Origin of the sequence: Cyanobium sp. L1E-Cus, assembly GCF_024345755.1 — a bacterium.
GTDB classification, from domain to species: Bacteria; Cyanobacteriota; Cyanobacteriia; order PCC-6307; family Cyanobiaceae; genus Cyanobium_A; species Cyanobium_A usitatum.
This window is the reverse complement of record NZ_JAGQBS010000004.1, coordinates 54206-79411: the sequence shown is the minus strand read 5'-3', so window position 1 is coordinate 79411 and position 25206 is coordinate 54206. Positions and strand designations below refer to the sequence as shown.

General features: G+C 59.0%; 29 protein-coding genes. 16 read left to right on the top strand and 13 right to left on the bottom strand.

Translation table 11 applies throughout. The features are described 5' to 3' along the window. Nucleotides 1–2 precede the first annotated feature (2 nt). The gene (locus tag KBZ22_RS04945) at nt 3–3527 is read right to left on the bottom strand and encodes a TM0106 family RecB-like putative nuclease (RefSeq protein WP_255021266.1); all 3525 of its coding nucleotides are present in this window, start codon (nt 3525–3527) and stop codon (nt 3–5) included. 509 nt (nt 3528–4036) lie between these two features. Here KBZ22_RS04945 and KBZ22_RS04940 point away from each other — a divergent pair. Both KBZ22_RS04940 and KBZ22_RS04935 read left to right on the top strand, forming a co-directional pair. After that, on the top strand, nt 4037–4381 hold the full coding sequence (locus KBZ22_RS04940) for a hypothetical protein (RefSeq protein ID WP_255021265.1): 345 nt from the start codon (nt 4037–4039) through the stop codon (nt 4379–4381). Nucleotides 4382–4420: 39 nt separating this feature from the next. Then, nucleotides 4421–5059: a hypothetical protein gene (locus tag KBZ22_RS04935; RefSeq protein ID WP_255021264.1), complete on the top strand. Its 639-nt coding sequence runs from the start codon at nt 4421–4423 to the stop codon at nt 5057–5059. Nucleotides 5060–5129: 70 nt separating this feature from the next. Here KBZ22_RS04935 and KBZ22_RS04930 read toward each other — a convergent pair whose 3' ends face one another. Beyond that, on the bottom strand, nt 5130–6320 hold the full coding sequence (locus KBZ22_RS04930) for a DUF3293 domain-containing protein (RefSeq protein WP_255021263.1): 1191 nt from the start codon (nt 6318–6320) through the stop codon (nt 5130–5132). A gap of 86 nt (nt 6321–6406) precedes the next feature. Here KBZ22_RS04930 and KBZ22_RS04925 point away from each other — a divergent pair, with 86 nt between their 5' ends. The 4 genes from KBZ22_RS04925 to KBZ22_RS04910 all read left to right on the top strand — a co-directional run bounded on the left by KBZ22_RS04925 (nt 6407) and on the right by KBZ22_RS04910 (nt 8923). Further along, nucleotides 6407–6766 (top strand): hypothetical protein, encoded by a 360-nt coding sequence (locus KBZ22_RS04925; protein WP_255021262.1) that lies wholly within the window; start codon nt 6407–6409, stop codon nt 6764–6766. 266 nt (nt 6767–7032) lie between these two features. Further along, nucleotides 7033–7683 (top strand): thermonuclease family protein, encoded by a 651-nt coding sequence (locus KBZ22_RS04920; RefSeq protein ID WP_255021261.1) that lies wholly within the window; start codon nt 7033–7035, stop codon nt 7681–7683. A gap of 139 nt (nt 7684–7822) precedes the next feature. Next, nucleotides 7823–8461, top strand: coding sequence for a hypothetical protein (locus KBZ22_RS04915; RefSeq protein WP_255021260.1), 639 nt, complete (start codon nt 7823–7825; stop codon nt 8459–8461). A gap of 93 nt (nt 8462–8554) precedes the next feature. Continuing rightward, the gene (locus tag KBZ22_RS04910) at nt 8555–8923 is read left to right on the top strand and encodes an AbrB family transcriptional regulator (RefSeq protein ID WP_255021259.1); all 369 of its coding nucleotides are present in this window, start codon (nt 8555–8557) and stop codon (nt 8921–8923) included. A 220-nt stretch (nt 8924–9143) separates the two neighbouring features. On the opposite strand, the gene KBZ22_RS04905 is transcribed toward KBZ22_RS04910, so the two are convergent. From KBZ22_RS04905 to KBZ22_RS04885, 5 genes are all read right to left on the bottom strand, one after another. Further along, entirely contained in the window at nt 9144–9395 is a 252-nt protein-coding gene (locus tag KBZ22_RS04905; protein ID WP_255021258.1) for a hypothetical protein, read from the bottom strand. 109 nt (nt 9396–9504) lie between these two features. Beyond that, nucleotides 9505–9789, bottom strand: a complete 285-nt coding sequence (locus tag KBZ22_RS04900) for a hypothetical protein (RefSeq protein ID WP_255021257.1) — start codon at nt 9787–9789, stop codon at nt 9505–9507. Nucleotides 9790–9799: 10 nt separating this feature from the next. Then, a complete protein-coding gene (locus tag KBZ22_RS04895) occupies nt 9800–10669 on the bottom strand; it encodes a hypothetical protein (protein ID WP_255021256.1) in 870 nt (289 codons plus the stop codon). A gap of 48 nt (nt 10670–10717) precedes the next feature. Beyond that, on the bottom strand, nt 10718–10933 hold the full coding sequence (locus tag KBZ22_RS04890; RefSeq protein WP_255021255.1) for a hypothetical protein: 216 nt from the start codon (nt 10931–10933) through the stop codon (nt 10718–10720). Between the two features lie 20 nt (nt 10934–10953). Next, complete coding sequence (locus tag KBZ22_RS04885; RefSeq protein WP_255021254.1) at nt 10954–11229, bottom strand: hypothetical protein; 276 nt, start codon at nt 11227–11229, stop codon at nt 10954–10956. A gap of 338 nt (nt 11230–11567) precedes the next feature. Between KBZ22_RS04885 and KBZ22_RS04880 the strand changes: the two genes are divergently transcribed. From KBZ22_RS04880 to KBZ22_RS04870, 3 genes are all read left to right on the top strand, one after another. Further along, nucleotides 11568–12170, top strand: a complete 603-nt coding sequence (locus KBZ22_RS04880) for a hypothetical protein (RefSeq protein WP_255021253.1) — start codon at nt 11568–11570, stop codon at nt 12168–12170. A gap of 396 nt (nt 12171–12566) precedes the next feature. Beyond that, the gene (locus tag KBZ22_RS04875; RefSeq protein WP_255021252.1) at nt 12567–13406 is read left to right on the top strand and encodes a hypothetical protein; all 840 of its coding nucleotides are present in this window, start codon (nt 12567–12569) and stop codon (nt 13404–13406) included. A gap of 70 nt (nt 13407–13476) precedes the next feature. Then, nucleotides 13477–14625, top strand: coding sequence for a hypothetical protein (locus KBZ22_RS04870; protein WP_255021251.1), 1149 nt, complete (start codon nt 13477–13479; stop codon nt 14623–14625). A gap of 199 nt (nt 14626–14824) precedes the next feature. Here the strand turns inward: KBZ22_RS04870 and KBZ22_RS04865 are convergent, their stop codons facing one another. Genes KBZ22_RS04865 through KBZ22_RS04855 form a run of 3 tightly spaced genes read right to left on the bottom strand, consistent with a single transcriptional unit; the run spans nt 14825 to nt 17306 of the window. Next, nucleotides 14825–15388, bottom strand: a complete 564-nt coding sequence (locus KBZ22_RS04865; protein ID WP_255021250.1) for a hypothetical protein — start codon at nt 15386–15388, stop codon at nt 14825–14827. Then, nucleotides 15388–15915, bottom strand: coding sequence for a hypothetical protein (locus KBZ22_RS04860; protein ID WP_255021249.1), 528 nt, complete (start codon nt 15913–15915; stop codon nt 15388–15390). Before KBZ22_RS04860 ends, KBZ22_RS04865 begins: the two co-directional genes overlap by 1 nt. After that, nucleotides 15912–17306, bottom strand: a complete 1395-nt coding sequence (locus KBZ22_RS04855; protein WP_255021248.1) for a DUF4055 domain-containing protein — start codon at nt 17304–17306, stop codon at nt 15912–15914. The genes KBZ22_RS04860 and KBZ22_RS04855 overlap by 4 nt, the downstream gene beginning before the upstream one ends. A 100-nt stretch (nt 17307–17406) precedes the next feature. On the opposite strand from KBZ22_RS04855, the gene KBZ22_RS04850 reads away from it, so the two are divergent. From KBZ22_RS04850 to KBZ22_RS04835, 4 genes are all read left to right on the top strand, one after another. Then, the gene (locus KBZ22_RS04850) at nt 17407–17688 is read left to right on the top strand and encodes a PQQ-dependent sugar dehydrogenase (protein WP_255021247.1); all 282 of its coding nucleotides are present in this window, start codon (nt 17407–17409) and stop codon (nt 17686–17688) included. Continuing rightward, the gene (locus KBZ22_RS04845) at nt 17685–17990 is read left to right on the top strand and encodes a hypothetical protein (RefSeq protein WP_255021246.1); all 306 of its coding nucleotides are present in this window, start codon (nt 17685–17687) and stop codon (nt 17988–17990) included. Before KBZ22_RS04850 ends, KBZ22_RS04845 begins: the two co-directional genes overlap by 4 nt. Nucleotides 17991–18299: 309 nt before the next feature. Continuing rightward, on the top strand, nt 18300–18650 hold the full coding sequence (locus KBZ22_RS04840) for a UPF0175 family protein (protein ID WP_254997493.1): 351 nt from the start codon (nt 18300–18302) through the stop codon (nt 18648–18650). A gap of 12 nt (nt 18651–18662) precedes the next feature. Further along, the gene (locus KBZ22_RS04835; protein WP_254997494.1) at nt 18663–19193 is read left to right on the top strand and encodes a DUF3368 domain-containing protein; all 531 of its coding nucleotides are present in this window, start codon (nt 18663–18665) and stop codon (nt 19191–19193) included. Here the strand turns inward: KBZ22_RS04835 and KBZ22_RS04830 are convergent. Genes KBZ22_RS04830 through KBZ22_RS04820 form a run of 3 tightly spaced genes read right to left on the bottom strand, consistent with a single transcriptional unit; the run spans nt 19190 to nt 22071 of the window. After that, nucleotides 19190–19672, bottom strand: coding sequence for a sigma-70 family RNA polymerase sigma factor (locus KBZ22_RS04830; RefSeq protein ID WP_254997496.1), 483 nt, complete (start codon nt 19670–19672; stop codon nt 19190–19192). The two genes, KBZ22_RS04835 and KBZ22_RS04830, sit on opposite strands and share 4 nt — an antisense overlap. Before the next feature lie 36 nt (nt 19673–19708). Further along, nucleotides 19709–21445, bottom strand: coding sequence for a terminase (locus KBZ22_RS04825; protein ID WP_255021245.1), 1737 nt, complete (start codon nt 21443–21445; stop codon nt 19709–19711). Continuing rightward, nucleotides 21445–22071 (bottom strand): hypothetical protein, encoded by a 627-nt coding sequence (locus KBZ22_RS04820; protein ID WP_254942767.1) that lies wholly within the window; start codon nt 22069–22071, stop codon nt 21445–21447. The genes KBZ22_RS04825 and KBZ22_RS04820 overlap by 1 nt, the downstream gene beginning before the upstream one ends. A 124-nt stretch (nt 22072–22195) precedes the next feature. Here KBZ22_RS04820 and KBZ22_RS04815 point away from each other — a divergent pair, with 124 nt between their 5' ends. The 3 genes from KBZ22_RS04815 (at nt 22196) to KBZ22_RS04805 (ending at nt 25164) form a co-directional block, all read left to right on the top strand. Continuing rightward, the gene (locus KBZ22_RS04815) at nt 22196–22351 is read left to right on the top strand and encodes a hypothetical protein (RefSeq protein ID WP_254942766.1); all 156 of its coding nucleotides are present in this window, start codon (nt 22196–22198) and stop codon (nt 22349–22351) included. A 389-nt stretch (nt 22352–22740) separates the two neighbouring features. Then, nucleotides 22741–24471, top strand: coding sequence for an AAA family ATPase (locus tag KBZ22_RS04810; protein WP_254942765.1), 1731 nt, complete (start codon nt 22741–22743; stop codon nt 24469–24471). 78 nt (nt 24472–24549) lie between these two features. Then, entirely contained in the window at nt 24550–25164 is a 615-nt protein-coding gene (locus tag KBZ22_RS04805) for a hypothetical protein (RefSeq protein WP_254942764.1), read from the top strand. The last annotated feature ends 42 nt before the right edge of the window (nt 25165–25206 follow it).

The window sequence follows — 25206 nt, the reverse complement described above, 5'->3', positions numbered from 1 at the left end:
CGTCAACGCAAAAGGTGAGCAGCTGGCTGGGTGATGCGGCAGAGCCGGTTGATCTGCTCGGCCTCCTGCACCGTGCCTGCGATACCGGTGGTGAGGCCGGGTGAGCCCACCACGATCGATAGGCACTGGGCGCGGCTGATCGCCACGTTGAGGCGATTGGGCTCCAGCAGAAAGCCCAGTCCACGGGGTGCCGCATCGCCGTCACTGGCCGTGAGCGAATGGATCGCTACCGGCGCTTCTTGGCCCTGAAACTTATCCACCGTGCCGACCCGGGCCTTGGTGCCCAGTCGTTGCTGCAGGCGGTTCACCTGCACGTTGTAAGGCGCAGTCACCAAGATCTGCTCTGGGCCGAGCACCCCCCGCATCTGTTGGCCTGCTGCTGCGTGGCAATAGCTGCTGCCGAGCAGGGCATCAACTAGCTGCTCGATGCGATCGATCTCAGCTTCACTGCAGACGCTGCAGTCGTTGTGCTCCACCGCTTCAAAGACGAGGCCTTGTTGCGGCAACGGTTCCCCTGTGGCGCCCAGGCAAGGCTGCCGCCAGCTGATCGCGTTGCTGGCGTTTGCTGAGTTGGCATTGAGACGGCCGTCGTAGAAGAGCTGCGACACCATTGCCGTCAGCGAGGGCTCCATCCGCCAGCTGGTGGCTAAGAACACGCCCCGATCCGCTGGCACCACATGGGCACCCTGCATCAAATACTCCAGGCAGGAGAGCCCGGAATCCCCTGGATGATCGGCCTGGGTGGGCTGGGCCAGCTGCTGCTGATCGCCGACCAGCAGGATCGTTTTGGCGCACCGCGCCATCACCAGCAGGTTGGCAAGCGACATTTGCCCTGCCTCGTCGATCACCAGCAGGTCGAACTGCTCAGAGAGCTCATCTCTGCAGAACATCCAGGTAGTACCGCCCACCACTGCCATTTCATCTGTCAGGGCATGGGCTGGCACCAACGGAATACCGCTGCCCGCGAGTTGCTCTTCTGACTTGCTGTTGCTGCACTTGACCACCACATCAGGGAAGCGCTGCTTGGTGCAGGTGGCCTTGGCCTTACGCAGCAGGTTGTTGATCGCAGCGTGGCTATTGGAGCTGATCGCGACCCGCTTGCCCTTCGCCACCAGCTGGGCGATCACCTCAGCTGTCACCGTTGACTTTCCCGTGCCCGGTGGACCCTGCAACGCCAGGGCGGCGGCGCCGCAACCGGCAAGAAAAGCGCTCAGGCGGCCAATAACGGAGTCCGGCTCTGCGCAGATTGCCTCGTTGAGGCCAGCAAGTTCTGCAACCGGCTGGCGCTCCAGCAGCTGCAACAGCGCCTTGGGCAATCCCTTGCCGCCGCTCAGCCAGCAATTGGCCTGCTCCAGCAAGCTCTCGCGCAGCGATTCACTGATGTCAGCTGGCACCTTGATCAGTGAGCTGAGGCCCTCGGGGATGCCATCGCTGAAACCTTCAGCGCGGCGCTGATCACGCTTTTTCCATGGCAGCTTCAAGGTGACGCGGCCGCGCTCAGCATCAAGCGACTCAACACTCACCTTTAGGCCTGTTGCGGGGATCTCCAGCTGCAGGCCCCGATCGCCACTGCCGGCTGAGAGCTTCAGGGGTTGGGCCGGATCAAAGGCAAAGGTGTGGTAATCGGCGCCGGTGAGCTTGCTCGCTCGGGCCTCCACGCTTTTCCAGCGGGCTTCAGCAATCGCTTCCCCATCGTCAATCAACTCTTCAGGGCTGAGCTCGGCTTTGCTGCGGCGATCGAAATAGGCCCACCAGGCCACCTTGGCTTCCCGGTGGTGGAAGGGCAGCAACTGGGCCAGCAGGCGCTGCACCCGCCAGCTCATGCCCCGGCTGCCGCACTCCTGTTGGGCAGCGAGCAGTTCATCGCTTGCGGTGGCCGGTGGGTCGCTCTGCAGTGTTTCCGGCAGCTCGGCCAGCAGCTGGGCACTGAGCTGCTCCAGTGGCAAGGGCTCCCTGTTCTCTTTCTCCTCCGCTCCCGCAACTAGGGGTTGCTCTGGCAGGCCCTGCTCGCGCCGCAGCTGCAAGAGCCAGTCGTGCAGCAGCACCGTCGACTCGCAGTCCTCCCGGTTGTAGTTCTCGATGTCTTTGAGCAGGGGGCTGGCCTCGGGCAACGGACCAGGGCGGTCTGGTTCACCGGAGTTCTGCCAGTTCAAATAGGCCACCACCGAATCACCCGCGTTGGTCACCTCCGCCTCCCGGCGCTCCATGTAGAGGTGCTCAACTTTCTTGATCGAGTAACTGGGTTCACCCAGCACGATCGAGCCGGTCACCACCGGCAGCAGATCCACCAGTAGCCCCGAGCGCAGCCACTCGTCGATCACCGCCTCGCGGGTGCAGTGCTGCTGCGCCAAACGTCGCATGGCAGTTTTCTCGTAGCTGGCGTAGTGGTACACCCGCAGTCCCGGGTAACGCTGCCGGCGCGCTTCCACCCAATCCACCCACTGCTCAAAGGCACGCTTTTCCTCAATCGGGCTGTGGGCCCACCAGTCCTTGAACTCCGCCTTGCTGCCTAGCTCGTCCCGGTAGCAGACACCAAAGAGGTATTCGAGCTTGGTGCCAGCAACCGAGTCTTGAATGCCCTCCATGTCAAACCAGATGTCGCCGGCATCGGCAGCCGGCAGCGCCGAGAGGCCTTTGCCAGTCACCACAGGCCGCAGCCGGTAAGCCGGCCGGCCAGCTGCATCAGCAGGTGTGAGTTGCAGTTCAGCCTGCTGCTTTAGTTCGTGCAGGCTCTCGGGGTTCAAGCCCGGAACTGCAGTGCCAGCAGGCAAAGCCGCTAGTGCCTCAATGGTGGTGATGCCGGCCCCGCGCAGCTTGAGGCGCTGGCTCTGGCGCATGTTCGCCACCAGCATCAGGTCGCGCTGCTCAGCCAATCGCTGCTCAATAAAGGCGCTCCAGCCGCTGTGATCACCCGGCATGTCTTCTGGAACAGCCTGCGGGTCAAAGGAATCGCGAAAGGCGCGGTAGCGCTCGCGCAGCAGCTCGTACCAGGCCCAGAATTGATCGGTGGCGTAGCGCTGGAAGCGGCCGCCACCGAGATACAGCTCAAATTGATCGGGCCGGCTGCCCAGCAGTGGTGTCAGCAGCTCGCAGTAGGCCGAGGCCTGCACCAAAAAGGTGGTCTTGGGCTTGGAGGCGAGCTTGCACTCGATCGGGATGTAGCTCCACGGGCCAAGGGCAGAGGGTTGCTCGATGCGGCGCAGCAAGTCAGCCGAACCCCGCATCTCGTCATTGCAGAGCGAGGCTTGGTGGATGAAAGCAAATCCCTCTGCCATCGCCGCTTTGGTGGCGGCGTAGTCGGCCTCGTTCTGCTTGCCGGGTAGGCGGGCAATGCTGTTGCCCTGACTCTCCAGCTTGCTAAGCAGCACCTGCTCGTGGCGCAGGCCATCGGCAAAAAGCTGCTTATCTAGAGAGCTGACCTCAGGCTTGCTTGCTGCAAACAACCCACGAGCTTCCAGCTCTTCCCACCAGGCGCCAATCACTGGGCTGCGGGAGAACAGCGATAGCTTGCTGGGGGTTATGAGCACATCATGGAAAGCAATACGGCAGCAGCTAGCTGAATCCCTTAACGATAGAGCGCCCAGCCTGCAGTAAATACTGCCACTAGATCGGCGCTACGGGCTATAGACAGATCATTCAAGGTTTGATATTGAATGATCTGGTGTCTGCAAAGGGTGCGAGCCTCCGATAAGCCGTTCTCCAGGTGATCAATCGTGGGACAATGAGCCTTACAGGGAACCATGAGACCCTTGGCCTGTCTTGCGACACAGCCCCCATTGCCTGACCCGTCTACCCTCGCGGTCAAGCTGTTCACAACCTGATGAGCAAATGCCCAAAGACCGACTCGCCCAATAACCCTAGCGGCTGATCACTGTCTCAGGCTGCTTTAGGCGCCACAAGCCCTTGCAAAACGACACAGCTATGCAGAAGCTGCATTGAAAACGGCCAAGGCGATGGGCAATCTGCTCTTTCGCAGGAAGATGACCCTACAAATCAGCTGGTTGCCCCATAGTTGCTCTAGATCAACGTTTCGATCATGCAGCTTCTTCGTCTTGAGCACGGTCACTGGAATTTCTTCTGCCCAGTAACCGGCAAAGAGGTCTACAAAGAAGAAGGCGGCTTTAACGCCGCTACCTTCCGTGGCGGCTGGCACCAGGAGGTGCCTACCGAACCCCTAAACCTGGCGCCTGGACTTCAGCCGGCTTGGGATGCCTACTTGGCCGAGGTGGAAGCAGAGGATGGCGACCTCGATGTGGCGGCTTTTCTTGAATGCGTCGAGCAACCCGGCTGGGTGGCTTTTGAGATCACTACCTGTGGCATGGCCTGCGGCCCGGTGTGGGAGACCACCTGGACCGTGCTTGACCTCAGCGAGCAGGAGTAAGCGCAGTCACAATTACAGAAAATCAGTCAATAACTCGCCGTGCCCACCAACACCCGGATGGAGAGCTGCGTAGCTGATGAGCGCGGCTCGCTTGTCTTCTGGTCGCCCAACCTGCAGCATCGCAAGTCAGCTAGCAAGGTTCAGATCATCGATGTCTTCTCCCTGCAGGTCGTCACTGGCTACACCCGTGACCCCCAAGGTCGGCTGTTGCTGGAGTCCCATCCCTCGGTATCTGCAGGTCGCAGTTGGAGCCTGGCCAAGGCAGCCCAATTGATGCGCAATGACGCCAGACCAAATCGCTGGGTAGCCCTGCATTTCAATAAGCACGCCTGGGGGCTGTTCTGGGCTGGTGGTGGGTTGCAGCACTGCCGTGAGTTGCTATCTCAGCAGGTGCCTCCATCGGACATCTCCAGCGCACTGGTCGCAGCAACTCCAGAAGCCCTGCTGCGACTGGTTCTAGATCTTGGTGCTGATCAGCCCAGCCTTACTCAGAGCCCCGCTGCAAAGCCTGCCAATAATCATCACAAGGGGCCGTGGCGAATTATCGCCTTGACATCACTGGCCTGGCTGACTGTCCTTGGCGTGACGGTTGCAGGCTTCCTTACCGCGCTGGAGCGTCAGGACCGCAAGTTGGAGTTGATCCTGAGGCGAACATCACCACAATCCTCATTGCAATGATTGACTGCGCGATGCACGCAAAATATGCTTTCGCATAACAGAAGCATCTATTGATGAGAGTCGGAAGCTTTCAGGCTGAGCAACGTGGTGACGTATTCATCACGGTTTCATCTGATGAGATCACCATAGTTGCGTTTTCAGTGAGCTCGAAGATGGCACGTTGCTGAAAAAGCCTGCCGATCTCCACAGCCTGTGATCGGGTCAATCCGGATACAGCCCAGCAATCCTCTTCCCAAACCGAATTGAGATCAGCAGAGCGCCCAATGACTCTCGTAAGATCCTTGGCTTCGGACATACTCCTGAGGTATTTGCCTAGAATCTCCGTACGTCGAGAGTTCTCTTCTTCTCCCAGAAAGTCTTCGTAGGGATTCTGAGCGGAAATCACATGTACGGGCGTAGATATGGGCAGCCGTGTCGCACCTGATCCAGTTAAAACTGTGGACGGGCCTTCAGTGCTGATAATTTCTGTCTCGCAATATGCAGTCCAAACAGCTTCTCGATCAGCAAGAAGTCGTCTTACCCTACCGGCCAATAACTCGAGATCGCGAATGCGCCACAGCACATCTGACGTATCTGCACCATATTCCAAGACAGTCCTGGCATGGGCGAGATGATTACGCATCTCATTGATCCTCTGAAGAGCAGCCCTGGCTTCACTTTTGGAACTGTAGTTTAGAGCCTTTCGCAGCTCCTCGCATTTAAGAATATATTGAATCGTGGTTATGAAATTGTCGGGTCTTTCACCGGCATCCTGCTGAGCTGCGTCAAGGCGCTTGGGTTCATCAGGTATCGGGCGACCTTGGTATGAGCCGTAAAGACGACGTAAGCCACGTTCAATCCCCAGGATTACAGCGAAAAGATAGGCTGAAATCGTGGGACGGCCAAGATCCTGACGGCCAATCGTCCCAAGCAAGGATCTATTGGCACGCACAAATAACCAGCCATGTTCGGCAAGCTGTTCAATCGTATAGTGCAGAGACGAGCAGTGATCAACCCAGTGCTCAGCAGGCGTATCAACAGCGAACTGGCCGACCTTTTTGACTGTTCTGTCTACGTCAAGACTCATTCGCAATACAATCTGAGTACCGCCACTACCTGCGACAGGGGCCTGGTCAAGTTCATAAAGCTGCATCAATAGACTGGCCTGCTCCGTTGATACATCAGGGTCCAGCTCAAAAGGATTACGGCTGCAGATATGCTCGGCGAGGAAAACGGTAGTTGCAAGTTCCTCGATTCTCAGATCTCGATCCAGTATTGCCATCGGTCACCCAGATGCGACTACACTTTGCATACGGTCATCATACCGTCCAGTTTCAATTCTCGCTCTGCCCCTTGCGACCTTGAGCCATGCCACCCAGCACCGTTGAACTTGAAGCCATCATTGAGGATGGACAATGCGTTTACTCAGTGTCATGGGATACTGATGGTCCGGGTGGAGGATCGGGTTGCGAGCGCGTCTACGCCCTCAATGGAGCTTATGCCGTTGCATTTGATGACGGAGAACGTTCTGGCCCTTACTCCACACTGTGTGATGCAATCGGTGCGACAGAGCAGCTCTACCTCGTTGGGCCCGCCACGATAGAAATCGAAAGTAAGGACCTCAATATTGACGAAATTATTTCCCTGCTTAAGCCATTTGAAGGTGTGGACGAGCCTGAGTTAAAGATCAGGATCAATGGCGAAGTTCGCACGATTCAGTCAAGCTGACCTGGAGTGCAGATCAGGCTTCGTCACATCATCAGATGATTCAGCGGAGCGGGAGAAGCGCTTTGAAAGCAGTCATGCTTCTGGCGGCCACCCATCTTGGGTCGCACTTCGGAACCAGGGGCCATCCTTAGCGCCGGCACCGTTCCGTACATCCGTGCTGCTCGCAGCCACTGGTGTGCGGCAATCGATGCTGAGCTGAGCCGGAACTTGCCAATGGCAGTGGCGCTAGCCACTGACTTGAGCGCTCCGCCCGCCATAGTCCCGGCATGTCCAATTCCTGGCTGGCTTCGCTTTCCCTCCTAGGGATTCTCGTGTCGCTTCATATGCCAATGGCATTACAGGCGCAAACGGATAGGGCCACCGTGCTCTCTATCGGCGACGGCGACACGATCCGGGTGCGCCAGGCGGGCAAGGCCCTCACCGTGCGGCTGGCCTGCATCGATGCCCCCGAGACGGCCCAAAGCCCATACGGCCAGCAGGCCCGCATGTATTTGCAGCAGCGCCTACCGATCGGCAGGGAAGTAAGCCTCGATATCAAAACCACCGATCGCTACGGCCGCAGCGTCGCTGAGGTGTTCAGCGGCGTGAACATCAATCTGGCGCTGGTGGAAGACGGTCAGGCCTTTGCCTACCGCCAGTACCTGAGCGGCTGTGATGCCAAGGCCTATCTAGAAGCAGAAGAGCGTGCCAGTCGCGCCCGCCTAGGGGTCTGGCAGGTGCCAGGCGGCATCACCCGGCCGTGGGACTCCCGGCGAGGTCGCCGCTCAGCGGTCATCCCTGATGGCACCACACCTGGCGGCCGCCGTTACCGCTGCAGCGAGATCAGCTCCTATGCCAAAGCTCAGGAGTTGCTGCGCCAGGGGCACAGCTACCTCGATGGCAATGGCGATGGGGAAGCCTGCGCTTCTCTGCGATAAGCAGCGATCCAAAGTGCCAACCAAAGAGGAATCATCTGTATATAAAACGTTGTGCATATGCGGTGTTGGCATTGAATCAGCAGTTATCAGCAGTTTGCGGCACCTGAGGGTCTAGATCGGAGCCATTCAGCTGCTGACCATGCACTCCTCCATCTATCGACTTGCGGCCGGCGCTGCAGCAGCAGCAATCGGGATGTCTGCCACGCCCAGTGTGGCTGCGGTGTATCAGGCCCTTTGCACCGGTGGTTCGGAATGCACCGTCACCCTGGCTAATGGTCAGATCGGTACCCCTGGACTAGTCATCAAGCAAGATCAGGTGCTCTCTTGGTCGCAGGGTGGCTCAGGAAGCAAGACTGATGTCGGCATGGGCGTTGCTGGTGTTGTGCTCTTTGGCATACCAGGCCTGATCGGCTTTGCTGCCAAAAAACACGACTACACCTTCTCGATCAACTACGTCGATGAAGCCGGCAATATTCAGGCAACGGCAGTTGGCTTCAAGAACAATGTCCCAGCCAATCAGTTCATGATGGAAATGATGGGTATGACGGGGTTGAGCCTCGGGGAGGTCAACAAGGATCTCCAGGGGCGTATTGATCAGATCAAGGCAGAGTCGGCCGAGAAGGCACGCATTGCATCACTTGACTGCGCCCGTGCGCTCAAAACCTATAGCTGCAGCTGGAATGACTATGTAGCAGCCAACCCAGCTGTCCAGCTCTGGGCCAATAAATACCCCTCAATGGTTCCAGCAGAGAAGGCGCGGCTAAGAGCAATCGATTGATCCAGTGGAGCGGCCAGTACACCACAAATACATCAGGACTGGACAGTGGTGATCTGGCTGGTATCTTCCTAGAGGGGATATTGTTTTCTACTTATGTTTACCGGTCCTGAACTGCTCGCCAAAGTCAAGGAGCTAGGCGACGTTTCCAAGTCAGAGCTCGTGCGTGAGTGCGGCTATGTGAGCACCAAAAAAGATGGCAGCGAGCGCCTCAACTTCACTGCCTTCTACGAGGCGCTGCTAAATGCCAAGGGAGTGAACCTTGGTACCGATAGCGCCGGCCGGAGCACTGGCAAGGGCGGCCGCAAGCTGAGCTACACCACCAAGATCCAGTTCAACGGCAATCTGCTAGTGGGCAAGGCTTACACAGGCATGCTCGACCTCAAGCCAGGCGATGAGTTTGAGATCAAGCTGGGCCGTAAGCAGATCAAGTTGATTCCTTTGGGCAGCGCAGAGGAGGAGTGAGCAGCGGCTAAGCGGCTGCTAGTGAGCATTTGTTGCGCGCAGGCAGCCGCCAGCTGTGATCTCTTACACAGTGAAAGCAGGCGCCAGAGAGTTAGGTGCCGGCATGAGCGCCTGCACACCCTTGCCCGGCCGCTCCAGAGAATCCCCCGCTCACCCCGGGGGGGTTTCTGTTGCTGGCCATTTGAGCAGCTCTGCGCAGCCTCTTGGTCTGCCAGTTCCGTCAGCGCGGCAACGGGCAAAGCAAAGGACCAGGCATACGGCAGGTGCGCCAGCCCCCCTTAGTGGTGGATACCTCCACGCCAATCAGCGCAGCGGGGTGGTTGCTTTCAGTGATCGCTTCTACCCAGGCAATCGCATCAGCAATTGCGTCATCAAGGCTGCTGTATTGCGCGTCGAGCTCACGGTGCGGCTCGCAGCCACCATCAATCAGGCGGTAGCAACGCTCTGCTCCTTGGCTAGTTGAAATCTGCATCCGCTTTCTCTCAGTTCTGCCGGCCGCACCAAACGGTCCGACCCAGCTCATCACCATGGCCAGCCAGCAAACCACTTGGCTGTATCGAGCAAAACACTTTGATCAGTCGTTACAGCCAGCCCCGATAAGCGCTGCGCTGCCTGCGGGCACTGGCCTTAGATCGAGCAGAGCCGAACTGGGGACTGACGCCATTACGGCGACGTCTTACCCAGCTGCCCTGACGAATTAGGCGGCTATCGGCAGCATTTGCCTGCTGCACAGACACCAAGCTTCCATAGCCCGCCTTATGGCGAGCACTAGCGCGGTTACGGGCCTGGCTTGCGCTGCTGGCTGGCACCACCGTGGCGGTGCTCCTGCGGCTCCAAAACGCCAGGTAGTAACGCCAGCTCGCCATAGCTTTGGGCTCACCGGCGGCTGTTGCGGCCGCCACTGGTCGTAAAGCCAGCGCGGTAAAGCTCACTGGCACTCATTGCCTGGGGGTTGAGCACCTCGCCAAAGCCACCGCTAGCTGCTGGCGTTATTGCCAGTCCAGGTGTCCCCGTACCCATGGCACCGCGCTGCTGGAATAGGAAGCCATAGACGGGGTGGATACGCAGCTGATCGAGGAAGTCAGCTGTGCTCAGAGGCCGGCCGTCATCACCCAGCAGGGGCTGGCCCTGGCTGTCGAGTGGTTCGAGCACATCACTTCCGTCCTTGCCGGCACTGAGGCGAAAGCTCTCCCCTAGCTGACCCTTAAAGACATCAAAGAAGGTGCCGCGTCCGTCGCCGCCGGTGCGGCCTTCTGCTTCTGAGAAAGCCCGCTCCAGCAGCCGTTCCTTTCGCAAGGCCAGCACAAGGGCTTGGGCACCATCGCGTTCGGCAGCCACGGTTGCCACTTTCTTGGCGGAGGCTTCTTCCATCTGCCGTTCGCGCAGCTCCACCTGCTGCTCCAGCAGTTGCTTCTGCCGTTCTGCCTCCTGCAGGCGGGAGTATTCCTCCGGGTTGATCTCAGAGAAGCGGGTCAGCTGCTGTCGCACACCCCGCAGTTCTTTTTCAAGGTTGTTGCTGCGGCGCCGTTCAGCCTTGAGGGCTTCTCCCAGGCCGCTGCCCGCCTTGCTTTCGGTGGTGCTGGTCTCTCCTGCATCAGCAAGAGCAATTCCGCCCTGGCGTTCATCGGGCGGATAGTCGCCAGTCGTGTTGCTCTCTAGTTCAGCAGTGTCATGAGGGTGCTGCTCGAGCATCTCGCTGCTCTCGTCGCTGGCCCTAGAGCTGTTGTGCGTTGCGGTTGTGGCCATGACCCGTCTCGGCTGTCAGTGGGATGGCAGCCCATCGCGGCGCTGCTGTTACCTGTTGCCGAGGGATCCAGGGCCCTGGCCAAGGCCAAGCCAATCAGCAGCAGCACGTGGGATGGCAACCATCCCTAACAGCTCAGCAATCACGTCGAACAGAAGTCTCAATGCCTTAGTGGTCAGCTGCGGGAACACGCCAGATTTTTTATCTACTCGGATTTGCTTATCAACCAACTTCTTTGTATTTTCAAAGAGAGGGATCAAGCCCATGCTTGTGGAATTGAGGGGGCTCAAAAAGAGTGGCGAACTTGTCGCAGCTTAAGTTCGATTTGCTGAACCTTAAGTTTGCTCTGAATAAAGGACTGAACAACATGAACAGGTGCATCCGACTGGGGATTGAAAGACATTATTTCCTGTTCCCATTCCCGCTGCTGATAGATCGCCGCAACAAGTTCCTCTTCAAGTGCCTCAATAGTCTGACTAGTCCTGTGATCGACAAAGTCTTCCAGTGGGGTTTTGCCAGAGCAAGCGCCGGTTGAGGGTGACTTATGGACGAAATTCTTCATGGAGAAAACAAGTTGATTTTGAAATGATAAATCCGATTCGGGTAGTTGCCTAACCATGCTGCGGTCGACTTTTGGACCACTTCGCTAGCTGATGCTGCTGCCAACACGGGAGGGTCGGGTGGGGTTTTTCCTGGTCTGATGTCAAGCTGCCGGGCTTGCCTTCCTTGAACACGACCTTGCACGGGGTGGTCGGCATGTAGTTATCAATAATTAGCGCTTCAATGATCCGGACGATTCGGCTGCAAGCAGCCACGATGAGCGTTACAGACCGGTAAGCAGTGCCCGACAACACTCTGACCCCAGGCTGCCTTCACACGGTTGGAGGTGCCCAGCTCTTCATGTCCCCCACTTGGAACCCAGACCAGAAAGGGGTAAAAGTCCAAATTGTTGACGTCTTTTCGCTTGAGCTGGCCACTGGATACGACAAAGATCCAGAAGGCAGGCTGCTGCTCAGCTCAGAACCCTCAGTAAGTGCTGGGAGAACCTGGTCCCTGGCCAAGGCGTGTCAACTTGTCCGCAACGACAAGAGGCCACATCGGTGGGTGGTGCTTCACCGGCATAAGAAGGCATGGGGGTTGTTTTGGGCTGGAGGTGGCCTTAACCAATGCCGCGATGAGCTAACCAGGCTGATGGGGGCAGAAGCAGCAACGAGCGCGATAGTGCCTGCTACCCCAGAGGCTCTGCTACGGCTTATCTTGACCCTTGAGGAACCAGAAGCTGAGCCTGTCCTGATCACTAAGGTCAAGAAAGGGAAGAAATCCTCTGAAGAGGAGGAGATTACTGATCGTGGACAGAACTTCCCATGGAGGGCAGTTACACTCACCTCAGCTATATGGCTTACTGCTCTGGGTGTCCTTGGGGTATCTCTAACAAGCCAAATACAAAGGCAAGACCAGCGGCTTCAACAGCTCATTGAGCGAATTGATTTTAAGGATAAATAACTCTCTGGAAATCCATCACAATTAACCTAGTACCACAATTTAGTCACGACAAGAAGATGCAAGATGAACGGTTGATGCTTCAAAAGAAGTTTGGCAGTCATCCAAAGAGGATTGAACTCTTCCCAGAAGGGAACGTACTATCCCATGAGGAGGGGAACTGGATTCCTCAAATTGAATATGGACAGGAGTGGGATGCTCGAATGGGGAAATGGGTCGAGCAATAATCAGTCGTTGTCATCAGTAGTCAGTGCTTACCTGATCAGCCTCTCTTGAGGCGTAGCCCCTAGTCCCTTTCTTTTCTCAACCTCGCTTAGAGCGGCCCTTTCCATAATGTCTCTAGGAGCTCGTTTCATTGCCGGCCTGCTCGGACTGGGGGCTCTCTGCGGCAGTACTGCTGTGGCCGAGGTCCTGAAGATGGACTACCAGAACAACCGCATGAGCGGTTCGTTACGCAGTGGCGCCGTGGAGGTCAACGCGCAGCAGCAGCGGCGGATCAACGAGTCCGGATCGAATGTGCTCCAGCCGGTGGCTGTCGTTCGTTTGAATGGCATCGAGGTCGGCCGGCTCGTTGGCGCCGAGAAATGGGGTGGCAGTCCAGCTGCGGTGGTTCAGATCGCAGAAATGGATCCTGAGAACCCTTACCCCGAGGTTCTGCTCTCTTCCTTCACCGGAGGTGCGCACTGCTGCAATCAGATCCAGGTGCTCACCAGCGATCGCAGCGGGCAGACCTGGCGAGAGGTGACACTCGGACCTTTCGACGGGGGTGATTCACCAGCAGAGGACCCTTTGCGAAATGGGCGCTTCCTGATCGTTGACGTTGATAACCGGTTCCTCTACCGCTTTGCTTGCTACGCATGCAGCACGGCACCCGCTCGTCTCTGGCAGCTGGAGGGAGATGCATTTGTGGATGTGTCCCATCGGCCTGAGTTCAAGCCGCTCCATCGCCGCAAACTGCAGCGCATGGCCGAATGGTTCAAACAGAAGAACCCTGAATATCCCAATGGGTTTCTGGCCGGTTACGTCGCCAATAAGGCGCTGGTGGGCGAGCTGTATGAGGGTTGGGATCGCATGACTCAGCGCTACGACTCCTCAGAGGAGGGGCTTAAGGAGTGCAAGGGTGACTTGGATGACAACGGCAAGTGCCTGGGCCGGGAAATTGTCTACAGCTCTTTCCCGGAAGCTTTACGGGCCTTTTTGGTCGATACTGGTTACATCAAGCCAACTGGTGAGCAGTAAATTTTCAAAAAAATAGGCTCATGTCGTCTCGACTCTGACCCCTGGCGGAGGAGGCCGCAGCGGGCTTAGCGTGGCATTAGAGCTTGCCAAAGAGTTTAATCCAGTCAATGATCATGAAATCTATTATTTCTTGATGCGTATACCGCTTTTGCTATTCGGCGCATATGTTCTTATGGCAACAGGCCATGAGGTCAGTGCTGCGCCAAAGCTTAACCCCTCGGCGCCACCAATCGATTCGTTCAGTGATTGCAAAGATAAGCAGTATCTAGAATTTGAAAGCTACAAGTCGTGCTTCCATGGTTACGAAACAGCATTGCATCATGGCTTTGGCAGGCCTGTTGATGGCAATCCACGACAGCTACATATCTTATGGCAACTCGACACTGCTCGCGGAAAGAATTATGACGCAATATACTACTGGTTAACGCAAAGAGTCTATGATTGCATGGCTAGTAAGCGTATTTCAAGGCAGGTCTCTATTTTTATTGATAGACCTGGCATGGCTCGAAAGACTCTGCCGGTTGATGTTCAAAAATGGGACCAGGCTGAAGACGCGGAGAGGGACCAATTTCTGGAGCAATTTTGCCCGGCGAACTCCGCGGCTGGAGCAAGCCCCCAGCCGCCAATCTCGATGCCGCCAGTGCCCCTGGCGAAGCCACTGCGTCCAGAACTGCCATCCAGACCACCCGCCCGTTTTGATGCCTCCCTCGATGAGCTGGTGCGTGATGGGGTGGTTAGCCCGGTGGAGCGAGCCAGGATCCGTGCTGGATCGGGCATGAACTCCAGCGTGTCAGCCCATCAGCAGGCCTGCGACAGTGGCGCCCTCGATCAGCAGGAGTGCAGCAGTGGATTGGTGGTGCGCTGGCGAGGCAGAACGAACACTATTAATGGTCCGACCACGAAACCATTAAGCCCAAGCGAGCAGGCTCTTCTTCAGCGCATTCGATCTAATAGCTACACGCCACAATGGCGTACCTATGGGCAGTGCAAATACGACTGGGCCGGGTGGAGACTGAACTCAAATGGCACACGGACTACCGCAGCTGAATGTGGGGGCTCTGCACCGCGCTTGACGGTAGGGGTGAGCTGTGATCGCCTCTTGGTTGCTGGATACACAACTGCATCGGGGTGGAGCAAGTGGAGAGAGCCTGCTGGGCCGGGAAATAAGTCACGACAAGGAGAAGACGAGATGGTGGCTGCGCTCTGTGCAAACGTCTGAATGCCGTGAGTGTTCATTATCCCCAATGTGATCTTCGGTTAGTTGGCTCACAACCCCTGGTGGGCTTAGGCATGCCCCAGTCAGCAGAAGAAGTTTTTAGTCGTATGTTTGCATTAGTTTGAGTTGGATGTACGGCTTTTTTAGGTTTTTGCTGCTGCTGCTGCTGGCTGAGGTATCAAGCAGAAGCCACAACCTCCTTTCACTCAAGCCGATTCGGCTTGAGCGTGCCAAACACCCGTTCACCGATCAACGGCTGCACCAAGCCACCGATACCGCCTGAGCCATAGCTAGCACCGAACTCCAGCACCGTGAACAAGGTGTACTGGGCATAGGGATCGACACCTGCATCACCTGCGGCATTGAGCAGGGCCAGATTACCAAGCCAAATTGTGCCCTCGCAGGGAGCCACTACGGTTCTGCCGGCAGCGGAGACACGCCGGCCGTTCTGACTCCACTGCAGCTCCCTACTCAGCCAGATCGCACCAGGGTTGGGAGGTAGCCGGGTGGCACGGCAGATCATCCCTTGAAAGGTGAAGTCACCGGTATCAACACCAGGGCCGTTATCTCTGGCGGTGATGTAACGGGAGCGCTCAAGAAAGCACTCGAGCAGGTGGCTGGCCACCACAGCAGAGGTGGTGTCACCAGGGATGGTGTTTTCGCCCAACAGCAGCCGGGCATTGGCAAGTGGCTGCAAGGGGGTGGGGCCCCACACAGCAGCATTGCGGTGATGCTTGCCACTGGTGAACTGGCGGGGGGAGATCATCAACCCCGCAGCAAGGCCGTGCCTCCAGCCATCCCTGGGGCAGCGACGTTGAATTTCATCCAGCTGCTCAAGCCCGGCAGGAGCAACAACAGCTGCTCGCTGTAGCGGCGGCGTTGATTTAGCAGCGCTGCTGCTGGAGAAGCAGAGTTGGCATAAACGGTCTCCCGCTCCTCCCGCAGCAACGCCGTGTCGTAGGCGATCACATCCGCCTTTTGCAGTGGTGCGTCACCGGCGGCTGCCACCGAACCAGCGATTGGACCGGAGCGGCTGGTCCTCTCGATCGCCTGCTCCTGCTCAATACCTCCGGCCAGCAGGTGCTTGTCAATCAAAGCCACCGCATCCAGTAGAGCCCGGGCGCTGAGCACCCCGGCCGGGTGGTGGCGCTCCAGATCCGCCATTGCCCGCCCGATGGCATCGAGGCAAGGCACCGTCGCCGGTAGGGCCAGGGCCTGCCGGATGGCTTCCTGGTCGCTCGGTTGCCAGGTCGCACCGGTAGGTGCGCTGGACAATTGGCTGCTGATGGTCATGCAGATGCCGGGGCGATACCGGCCAGATCCCCCAGCCATTGCCGCAGGGCCTGCTCGCTGATGATTCCCCGCTCCTGCAGCTGCAGCATTTCGGCCACGGTTGGTTGGGGCTTGGGTGCTGGTGCCAGCGGGCTGATCTCAACCGTCAGGGCAGGGCCTTCCTGCACTGGCAGCTGTTCACCGGTGATGGCGCACCAGTGCTGCAGCAGAGAAGAGAACATCGAGGCCTTTTGTATCGCCTGGCTCTGCAGAAGGGCGTAGGCCTGGGAGGCGGACATCGAGATCTCCATCGCCGTGCGCGGTGCCCCCTGGGCAGCAGCGGGGATGAGGGCATCACGGCGCATGCCTTGATCCAGCAATTCGAGCCAGGCGCGGTGTTCCGCCAAAGACCGGGCCTGGATCTCGACGAACTGGAAGCTGGCACCTTCCGGCAGGTCGATGACGCTGTTTGGTCCCAGCACCACCGGCTCACTGGCTGAGCTGCTGCCCATCGGGCCAGCCACGCCGGTGCGTACTCCTACCGGCAGTGCCGTTCGGTACAGCAATTCCTGGTAGTCGCTTTGGCAGCGGAACTGGTTGAGGTACTGGTGCGCCAAGCCCAGGTGGGGCAACTCCCCCTCGCCAAAAGCTGCGCCATGGCTGGCGTACCAAATCGCGGGTAGTTGGTTGATGCCGCGGTAGTGGCGCTGATCAAGGCGTTGCGTGCGCCAGCCGCTGGGGACCTGGGGATCAGCCACCAAGGTCTTGGTGCTCAGGTCCATGCCAGCCCCACCGGGATCATCGGCACCAAGGGAAGCCGTCAGGTACTGCCAGGGGTGGGGTGGGGGATCCTGTGCAGGCGGTGTGTCGGTGGTTGGGTTAGGAGCATTGGGGCGCCGCTCACGCCAGGTGATCGCATCTGGCAGCGCATGGTTACCCGGCAGCTGCCAGTGCAAAACATCTCCCCGCTCGATAAGCAGCAGCCGCGGCAAGGAGAGCCGGTCGCCATTGCGCAAGGCCTGCTGGCGATCACCCTCACTAGGCCAGAGGTGAACCGGTGGGATCACACCTACAAGGGCAGCACCGTCCCTCAGCACCAGCAAATCGGCGGCTTCTAGAAACACCCCCAGGTCGGTGCCGCAGCCATCCACATCACTGATCACCGCCTGCAGCGAAACCGGCAGCTCACGCCAGTGACTGGAGGCCAGCATTCCAGCAAAGGTGCGCAGGGCATCGCGGAAGAAGCCCGATGGCAGGGCCGCCTCTACCCGGCGGCGATAAGCGGATTCAGGTTCGCGTTCGCCTCGGGGTAGGTAGTGCTCACGGCGGCCCGAAAGCAGGTGCCAGCAGTCCTGCACCAGCTGCAGCCGGGGCAGCAGGGCCGCCAAGGTCGGGTGGAGGGAGATCGGCAATTCAGGCTCCATCCACCAGGGCACTCGGCTGTTAGCTCTTGCCGCAGCAGCTCAGTGCTGCTTGATGACAAACGGCAGACAGAGAACCTGGGCTGCGCTCATGAAGCCCTTTCTCGGGAGCAGTGATGAAAACCAGCAGCTCGGTGCCCAGCGCTCCATCCATTTCGAGGCTGTTGTGGTGGCCATCGAAACTGGAGGATTGCTCGATGTGTTGGCCCACCCCAATCCAGAGCAATATCCCGGCCAGCGCATCCTTGTTGTTGAGGTGAATCAATACGTCTACCTCGTCCCCTACGTGGAAGACGACGACGACCTCTTTCTCAAAACGATTATCCCTAGCCGCAAAGCCACACGCGACTACCTCCGTAGAGACACGCCATGACGATGCAAAGCCACCTTTCCCCTAGCAACGACTCGCTCGATCAAGACGAGCTTGAGCTCCTAGAAGCTGTGGAATCGGGCGCGCTGCGTTCAATTGCCACTCCTGATCTGCTCAATCAGCTCAGAGAGTCAGCCCAGGTCACCGGCCAGAAAGACCAACGAATAAACATCCGGCTTTCCGGTACTGACCTAGAGGCCCTGCGCGTCAGGGCGCTGCGGCTGGGTATGCCTTACCAAACCCTTATCAGCAGCGTCTTACATCGCTATATCAGCGGCGAGCTCAGGGATGAGCAGCTGCTCTGATCCGTCTCTTGGGTTTCCATCGTCATTGGGACCACCTGCACAGCACAGGCCTCCTCCTGCAGCAGCCTCTGACCTCTGGCACGCAGCCCCCCAGCTGACCTGAGCGGAGATCAAAAACCCCTTGTCGAGCAGGTAAATGCGCTTGTCTTCGACTTAGAGGGGGCCACTTGTGCAGATATGGGAAAAGACCTATGGCCTGAACCGCTGCACTAAGCCCCCAGCATTTGCAGCCATCCCTGGGATTAACGAGCAAGAACTTCACCATTCCGCAGCCAACCCAGCAGAATGCCTACAGCACGTAGGAACATCATGCAGGCATTTTCGGTGCGCCAGCTCAAGAGCAACCCTTCCACGGTCCTCAAAGCCGCAGAGGCTGACGCCATGGCGTTGGTGACCAGCCACCAGCAACCCACCGCCTTAGTGGTGGCACTGGACCGCCTGGGTCTTCCCGATACGGCTGCGGTGCGCTCGGGTCTGGCGCTGTCACTGTTTCGCTCCGGTTCGATCTCGGTTGGATCAGCAGCACAAATCGCCGGGCTGCCCCTGCCTCGCTTCTTGGAGATCCTCTCCTCTTTAAAGATCCCTGTTGTGGAAGCTGAGCAGCGTGAACTGGATGCCGATCTGGCTGCGGCACGCCGCTGGTTTGGCGAGCACGCCTGAGGGCCAGCACAGATGAAGGTTGTAATCGCTGATGCAGGCCCGCTGATTGGGCTGGCCCGCATCGATCAGGTTGCGTTGCTAGCTGGTTTGTTTGGCAAGGTATGGATCACTGAGGTGATTGCGGCAGAAATCGGCCTGGGGTCTGCCGCTACGGGAACCCCGGCCTATCCAGGTGTGGAGTTACTTCAGGGAGCCTTTGAGCAGGGCTGGCTGCAGATCGCACCAGCTCTGGCGCAGGGCATTGATCCATACAGGCCGCTCAACCCCGGGGTGGATGCAGGAGAAGCCAGTGCGATTGGCTTGGCCCTGAGCCAGCAGGTTGCCGGCCAGTCGGTTCTTTTGGTCGTAGACGACCGATGCGGTCGCGCAGAAGCTCGAAACCAGGGACTAGCAATCATTGGCACCGCTGCAGTGCTCGTGCTTGCAAAGGAACGGGGACTGGTGAAAGTTTGCTCGCCTCTGCTATTTGCACTACGGGATCAGGGCTATTACCTCAGTGATGCATTGGTGGCAGCGATTCTCAAGCAAGCCCAGGAGGATTAAAGCTCGAATTCCTGAATTGGAGAAGCCATTGCCACCACCCGGACCGAGCAAGCGGCTGCGATCTCAGCCCAACGCTCCGGTGTGAGCCCCAACTGCTTGGGGATCTGATCTGCGGCTATGCCCTGCCGCAGCAACTTCTGCCCTCTGGCATGTAGCTCCCGCCAGCGGCCTGGCACCGAGATCAGAAACCCCTTATCGCGCAAGTAGTGGGTGATCTCACCGTTCACAAACGGCCTGGCGTAGGCGATGAAGTTGGAGCTGCTGCGGTTCACCCGCTTGCAGTCGTAGCGGCGTGAGGCCTTGATCAGCCCAATTGCTGCCAGCTGCTCGAGGTCTTCTTTGGGATGGCCGGTGCGGCGGGCGTAGTTGGCCGCCACCTTGGCCGCAAAGTGCAGGTGTTCAACCACCAGAGCATCAGCAGCGCCGTGGGGCGAACGGCAGGGTCGCTGCCGGCAGTGGTTTTGGGAGGTAGGGCTCATGGCAGGGCGGCAGTGAGGGGAGGGGGCTATGCCCCCTCAGCGGGAGAAGAGAAGCGGTCTTGCGGCAGTGCTGCCGCTGCCTCGCCAGTGCTGGTTTTGCAGCCAGATCACCCCCTGGCAGAAGGCATCCACCAGGTCGTCATGGGCGGCATTGGGAAAACCCAGCAGCTCTGTGATCAGGTCGTCGTTGCCGTGGCAAAAGCCCAGTTGGCCGGCCTCAAGCAAGGGGGCGGCGGCATGGGCGCGGCTGACCTTGCTGCCTGCTGGCCGCACTGCAATCAGTCCAGGTATCTGGCGCTGGAGCAGCTGACATACCGCCGGGCCATTGGCGGCGTCTTCTATCAACACCGCATCGGGGCATAGCCCCTGCGCTTTGAGCGTGGCCAGGCACTGGCCAAGAAATTTGACAACACCAGGCAGATCCAGGTGGTGGTGCTGACTCCAGAGCACCTCAATGCGGTGACTCGGTGCTGTTGATCTGCCAAGTGCACCTACCGGCGCGACTGTTCCACTGCGCGCAGAAGCGGCGGTGCGATGTAGCTGCAGGCCCTGGCCATGGGCCTCAACTGCTGGGTGAACAGCTCGCTGTTCTGCAAGCAGACCGAGCAAGACAAAAGCGCAGTAGTCATTGCCCTCACCGCCCTTAAAGCTCAGGTCACAGCTGAGTACCAAGGGGGAGAAGGGCTTCTGCTGGCCCCTCTGGTGATTGCTCCTTTGGGGCTGCTCCCGTTGCGGCGTCTGCAGCAGCCAGTGCCGCTGGAACAGCAGGCCCTCGGCTGGTGATGGCCGTTGCTGGTAGAGGGCATTCCACCAGTAGCTACCGGCGCGGATGCGAATCTGCTCAAGCTCCGCAGCAGGGAACCGCTCTGGGCAGAGCGGTTGACCGGGCTGGCGCCAATCAGGCTCAAGGCTGCAGGTATCTGGAAAGCGCAGTTGCTGGGCTGGATGTTCAGCAAGGGCGGGCAGGTTGAGCACCTGCCAGTGCTGCGGTGCGGCGCCACTTTCTTGGCTAAGTAGCCAGCCGATCAGATCGTCCTGATGCCAGCGGGTGAGCACCACCACCTGGGCGGCAGAGCCAGCCCCCGGCCTGTCTTGCTCTTGCTCTTCTCCCGTTCCAGCACTTGGGCCCTCATCTGCAACACCCCATCGAGGAGGCCCCTGTGGGGCCCCGGGTTCGGCGCGGGTTAGCCAGACGGACTGGAACCACTCGATCAGCTTCTGGCGTTGAGCTGCGGAGTTGGCATCTTCTGGGCCCTTGTAGGGGTCATCGATGATCCCCAGGGCGTAGCCCTTGCCTGTGAAAGGTCCGCGCACACCAGCAGCAATGCAGCCGCCGCGATCAGGGGTGAGCCAGTTACCAACGGCGGTGGAGTCCTTAGAGAGGGGATGACCAACCGCGCGGTAGTAGTGCCTCGCTTCTCGGCTGTGGGCATAGGCCAGCTCGGCTGAGTAGGAAGCAATGGCGCAGAAGCGTGTTGGGTAGCGGCTCACCCAGTAGGCGGGAAACAGCTTGGAAACCAAGAGCGATTTCCCCAGCCTTGGCGGACAGCAGACGATCAGGCGATTGAGCTGGCCATCAGCAACGCGCTGCAGCAGGGCGATCAATCGCTCGGCCCAGGTGTGGAAGGCGTAGCCGGGATAAGCGGCCACGATGAAGTCACGAAAGCTCTGCTGGTCCTGCTGCTGGATTTGGCTGCGGTTGGGATCGGGAAAATCCAGCAGGCCCCAGTCAGCCCAGAGGTCGGTGGCCGGATCTAGGAGCAGGCCTGCCATTAGAGCCTTCTCCCGGGCAACGATTCAGGTGGCTTGAGTGGTGCGCGCAGCATCCCGCCGATCTCGGCGATCACCCGGAAGGCACCGACGGCAGCGCTGAACTGCTCAGCCTCCATTGCGCGGCGGGCACATTCATTGAGGGCAAAGATCTGCTCGGCCTGATGCCGTTTGCGATCGCGAACCAGCTCCTCGACCATGCGCTGACGCGCAACGTTGAGGTAGCGGTTGAGGGTCTGGATGTTCGTGACGTTCCAACTGTCACGAGCGTTCTCGTAGATCTGATTAAGGGCTTTGCGTTGTGCAATCCAAAGCTGGGCCTCAGCAATGCGGCGCTCCACCTCATAACGAGTGGGCCTAGTGGCCTTGGGAGCGGGCTTGCCTTTGACGCGCCGAGGGGGGTTGCGATCACCGATTGGTCTTGAGGGATCGGTAGGTGCGTAGAGGGGTTTTCCTTCCCCGTCCTCAGCGTTGGCCGCATCACGCAGGAGCTCGGCGTTGTCCTGCTCGTCTGCGGTGGGCTCCTCTACCAGTGCGGCCGTAGAGCAGCTCGGCGCAGCGAGAGACGCGTCGCTTGACGTGGTGCCCGCAAGAGAGGGGGGCGAAAGAGGGGGGTCCGGCTGAGCCACTGAACTTGCTACCTGGGATACCGCTGCGCAGTCGCTGGAGATGGGGCATGGCCCCGGTCCGATCAAATGCTAATACGCCGCCGTATGAAACGGTTAGCGTGCAGCGGCAGTGCACTTTTGGGGCATGAAGGATTCCAAGATCGTGATCGTTGGGGAGGTGATGGAGCGAGTAGAGGCAATGATTCCGCCGTATATCAGCAGGACGGCCTGGATCAATTTGCTGCTGGAGCAGGCCTTGGCGGAGGCGGAGCAGAAGTGGGAAGCCAAGGGTCGTGCCTGAGCTGCCTACCCATGCGCAGGGGGAGTCAATCGGGGTGCCAGAAGGCGCGGCCTGCGAGCTCAGCGGGCCTAGCCATTGGCAGAGCGACATTGCGGAGGGCGCCAGCTGGCGGGACGCCGAGGTGCGCGCATACCTGCTGCTCCAGTGGGTGCCATATGGGCTGGAGGCTGCCTTTAGCGAGGAGCTAGCCGTTGCTGGGCACTACACCCGGCTGCAGAAAATGCGCAGCACCCAGGCACTCGACGACTGGGACGCTGCCAATCCAGTCACTTCCAGCCGTGAACGAGCAGCGTTCACGGAACTGAAGAGGCTGGGTATCTATACCCAACAAGACTATTACCTGCCAAGTAAAGCCGATGAGCAAATTTACAGCAAAAGACTTAAAGAAGTTGAGCGCAAGATCGGCCGCCGAGCAGGAAGCAGAGGAGGAAACCCACAGAAGCCACAAAGTACTGATCGAGCACGTCGAGCGCGCCGCCGAGGTCACTAGGGGCTGGAGCGATCACGCCGCCTTGGAGTGGACTGAGGAATACCTGGTGCGTAATGGCATCACGGTGCCAGCAAAGCTGAGCATGTTCCTAAAGGAGGCCAGTGGCCTATGGCTTGGCATCCCAGAGCCAAGGCGTAAAGGGGAGCGGATGGATACAACTCCTACGCCTTGGGTGTGGGAGGGAGTCGTGATGGCCGGAGCCATGAACCTGCTTGTGGCACCACCAAAGATTGGCAAGTCAGCCCTGATGGTCGGGATGATCGCAGCGTGGTGGCAAGGCGCGCCCGAGTACCTGGGGCGGCCACTACACGGCACCTGTCCGCGGGTATTCGTTGTTGGCACAGACCAGCCAGAGAATGACTGGTTCACGCTGTTCAAACGAGAAGGCCTGATTAGAGAAGATGGAACGATGGGCGGCCCTGTAGAGGCCCTCTGGCATGCAGGCGCTCCCTTGCACCTAAACGAGCAGGGGATTGGGAAGTTGAGCCAGTTGGCGCAAGACAACCCTGGCGCGATGTTCCTTGTTGACAGTTACCACGCCTGCGTCAGCCCGCTTGGCATCGATGAAGCCACCAGTGCATTCGATGGTCCGGCCAGACGGCTGCAGGAGGCGCTTGCGCCCCATCAAGCAACACTGGTAGCAATCCACCACGCCAACAAAAGCGTCTCTGGCGGAAACGCGACGAATGCCTCACGGGGAAGCAACTCACTGCCAGCAGCGGCAAGCCTGACGATCCTGATGAACTGGCTAAAGCAGCCGGTCGACGGGCAGACGCAAAGCGACTTTCGCGTTGTTGTTAAGACGCAGGGGCGCGCCAAAGGTTCGACGTTGCTGGTGGAGCTAGAGGACACCGGCTGGGTGTGCCATGGCGATGGTCAAGGCGTGCTGCAAGCGGAGTCACTAGCAGCAGCGCAGCTTGAACTGAGCGGGCGCCAAGCAGACGCCTTTGACTACATCGCAGATAGGTGGGAGCTAGGAGGCTTCCAGGTTTCTGGCGTGGAGCTGGCCAGCCACCTGAACCTGCAGGGGAACAAGGCGAACCGTTGCCTGCAGCAGCTGCTGGCTAAGGGGCTGATCGAGAAAGTCGGCCAGAGCGAACCTGCAGAGCAAGGGGGCCGGCCATCGGGCCTATTCACCCCCGCTACCCCCCTCCCCCCAGAGGGGGTGATAAAGGGTGAAAAAGGGAAAAACCCCTCGCGCACGTACGAAATAAAGGGTTTTTCACCTTTTTCTTCTTTTACACACGCGTACGGGGGAGGGGGGTTAAACACACCCCCTGTTGGACCCGCTGCAGCCACTGGAGAAGCCGTGGCTGCAGCAGAAGGCTTAATCACACCCCAGCCCCAAAAGGGGATGGCTGTCGAAAAGCTCGGCAGCGATGGGTGCTGGCAGAACGGCTGGGTAATCCAGGACGCCAGCAAGCCCCACAAGGTTGAGATCGTTCGGCTGGGTAACCCGCTGCTGAAGTTCATCGCCCAGCGCTGGCTCCTAGACATCAGGCCTTGCTCTGGCTCTCCATGGCCAGCTGGGGGCCCTGACCATGAGCTGGCGCAGCCAGACGAGCACCGAGCCTCAGCCGGCCTGCTTGAGAGCGAGCAGGCTGGCTCACCGGAAGAGGACTGGATCTAGCGGCTGCCCTATTCCCTAGTTTCATATGCCTAGGTAGGGGTATATTCAGAAGATCTGCAGCTGCGCCTGCCTCCCTGAATGCTTGCTCCCCTGCCAATCCACTTCGATGCCAGCTGGCACCGCTACTGCTGGGAGCCAACAGGGGAGTGGCTGCTCCATTCCGTCACCAAGGTCACAGGAGCCAGCAAGAGCGAAAGCCAGAAGGCGGTCTTCTTGAAAACGCAGCACCTCTGGGAACCCCGCGGCAAGCACGTTCACGCTTGCCTAGAAGCCTTCCTCTCCGGTGGCCCGCAGCTGGATGCGGGTGACTACGGCGACTGGGTTGAACCTTTAGTGGCACACGCGTTTTGGAGCAAGGTCACACCGCTGGCGATCGAATACCGCATTTGTGATCTTGGCCACTCGATCGGCGGCTCCCTTGATGCCCTTGTGCAGCACGACAACGGCAAGGTGCTGCTGCTTGATCTCAAAACCCAGAGCAGCGCCAGGGCCAGCACCTACAGCACCGACGCCCAGCTAGGCGGCTACCTGTCCATGCTGAAACTGCATCACCCAGCGCTCTATGTCGATGAGTGCCTAACGGTCTGGTCCAAGCCAGGTAAGAGCGTCATCACCAGGGCAGCCGCTGCTCAGTGCGGAGCGGCCTGGGCCGGCGCCGTTGAGCAGTTCATGGGCTACCAGGAGTTCCTGTAGCGATGCAGCTCCACGCCGCTACAAAGGCTGGCTTGCTATTCG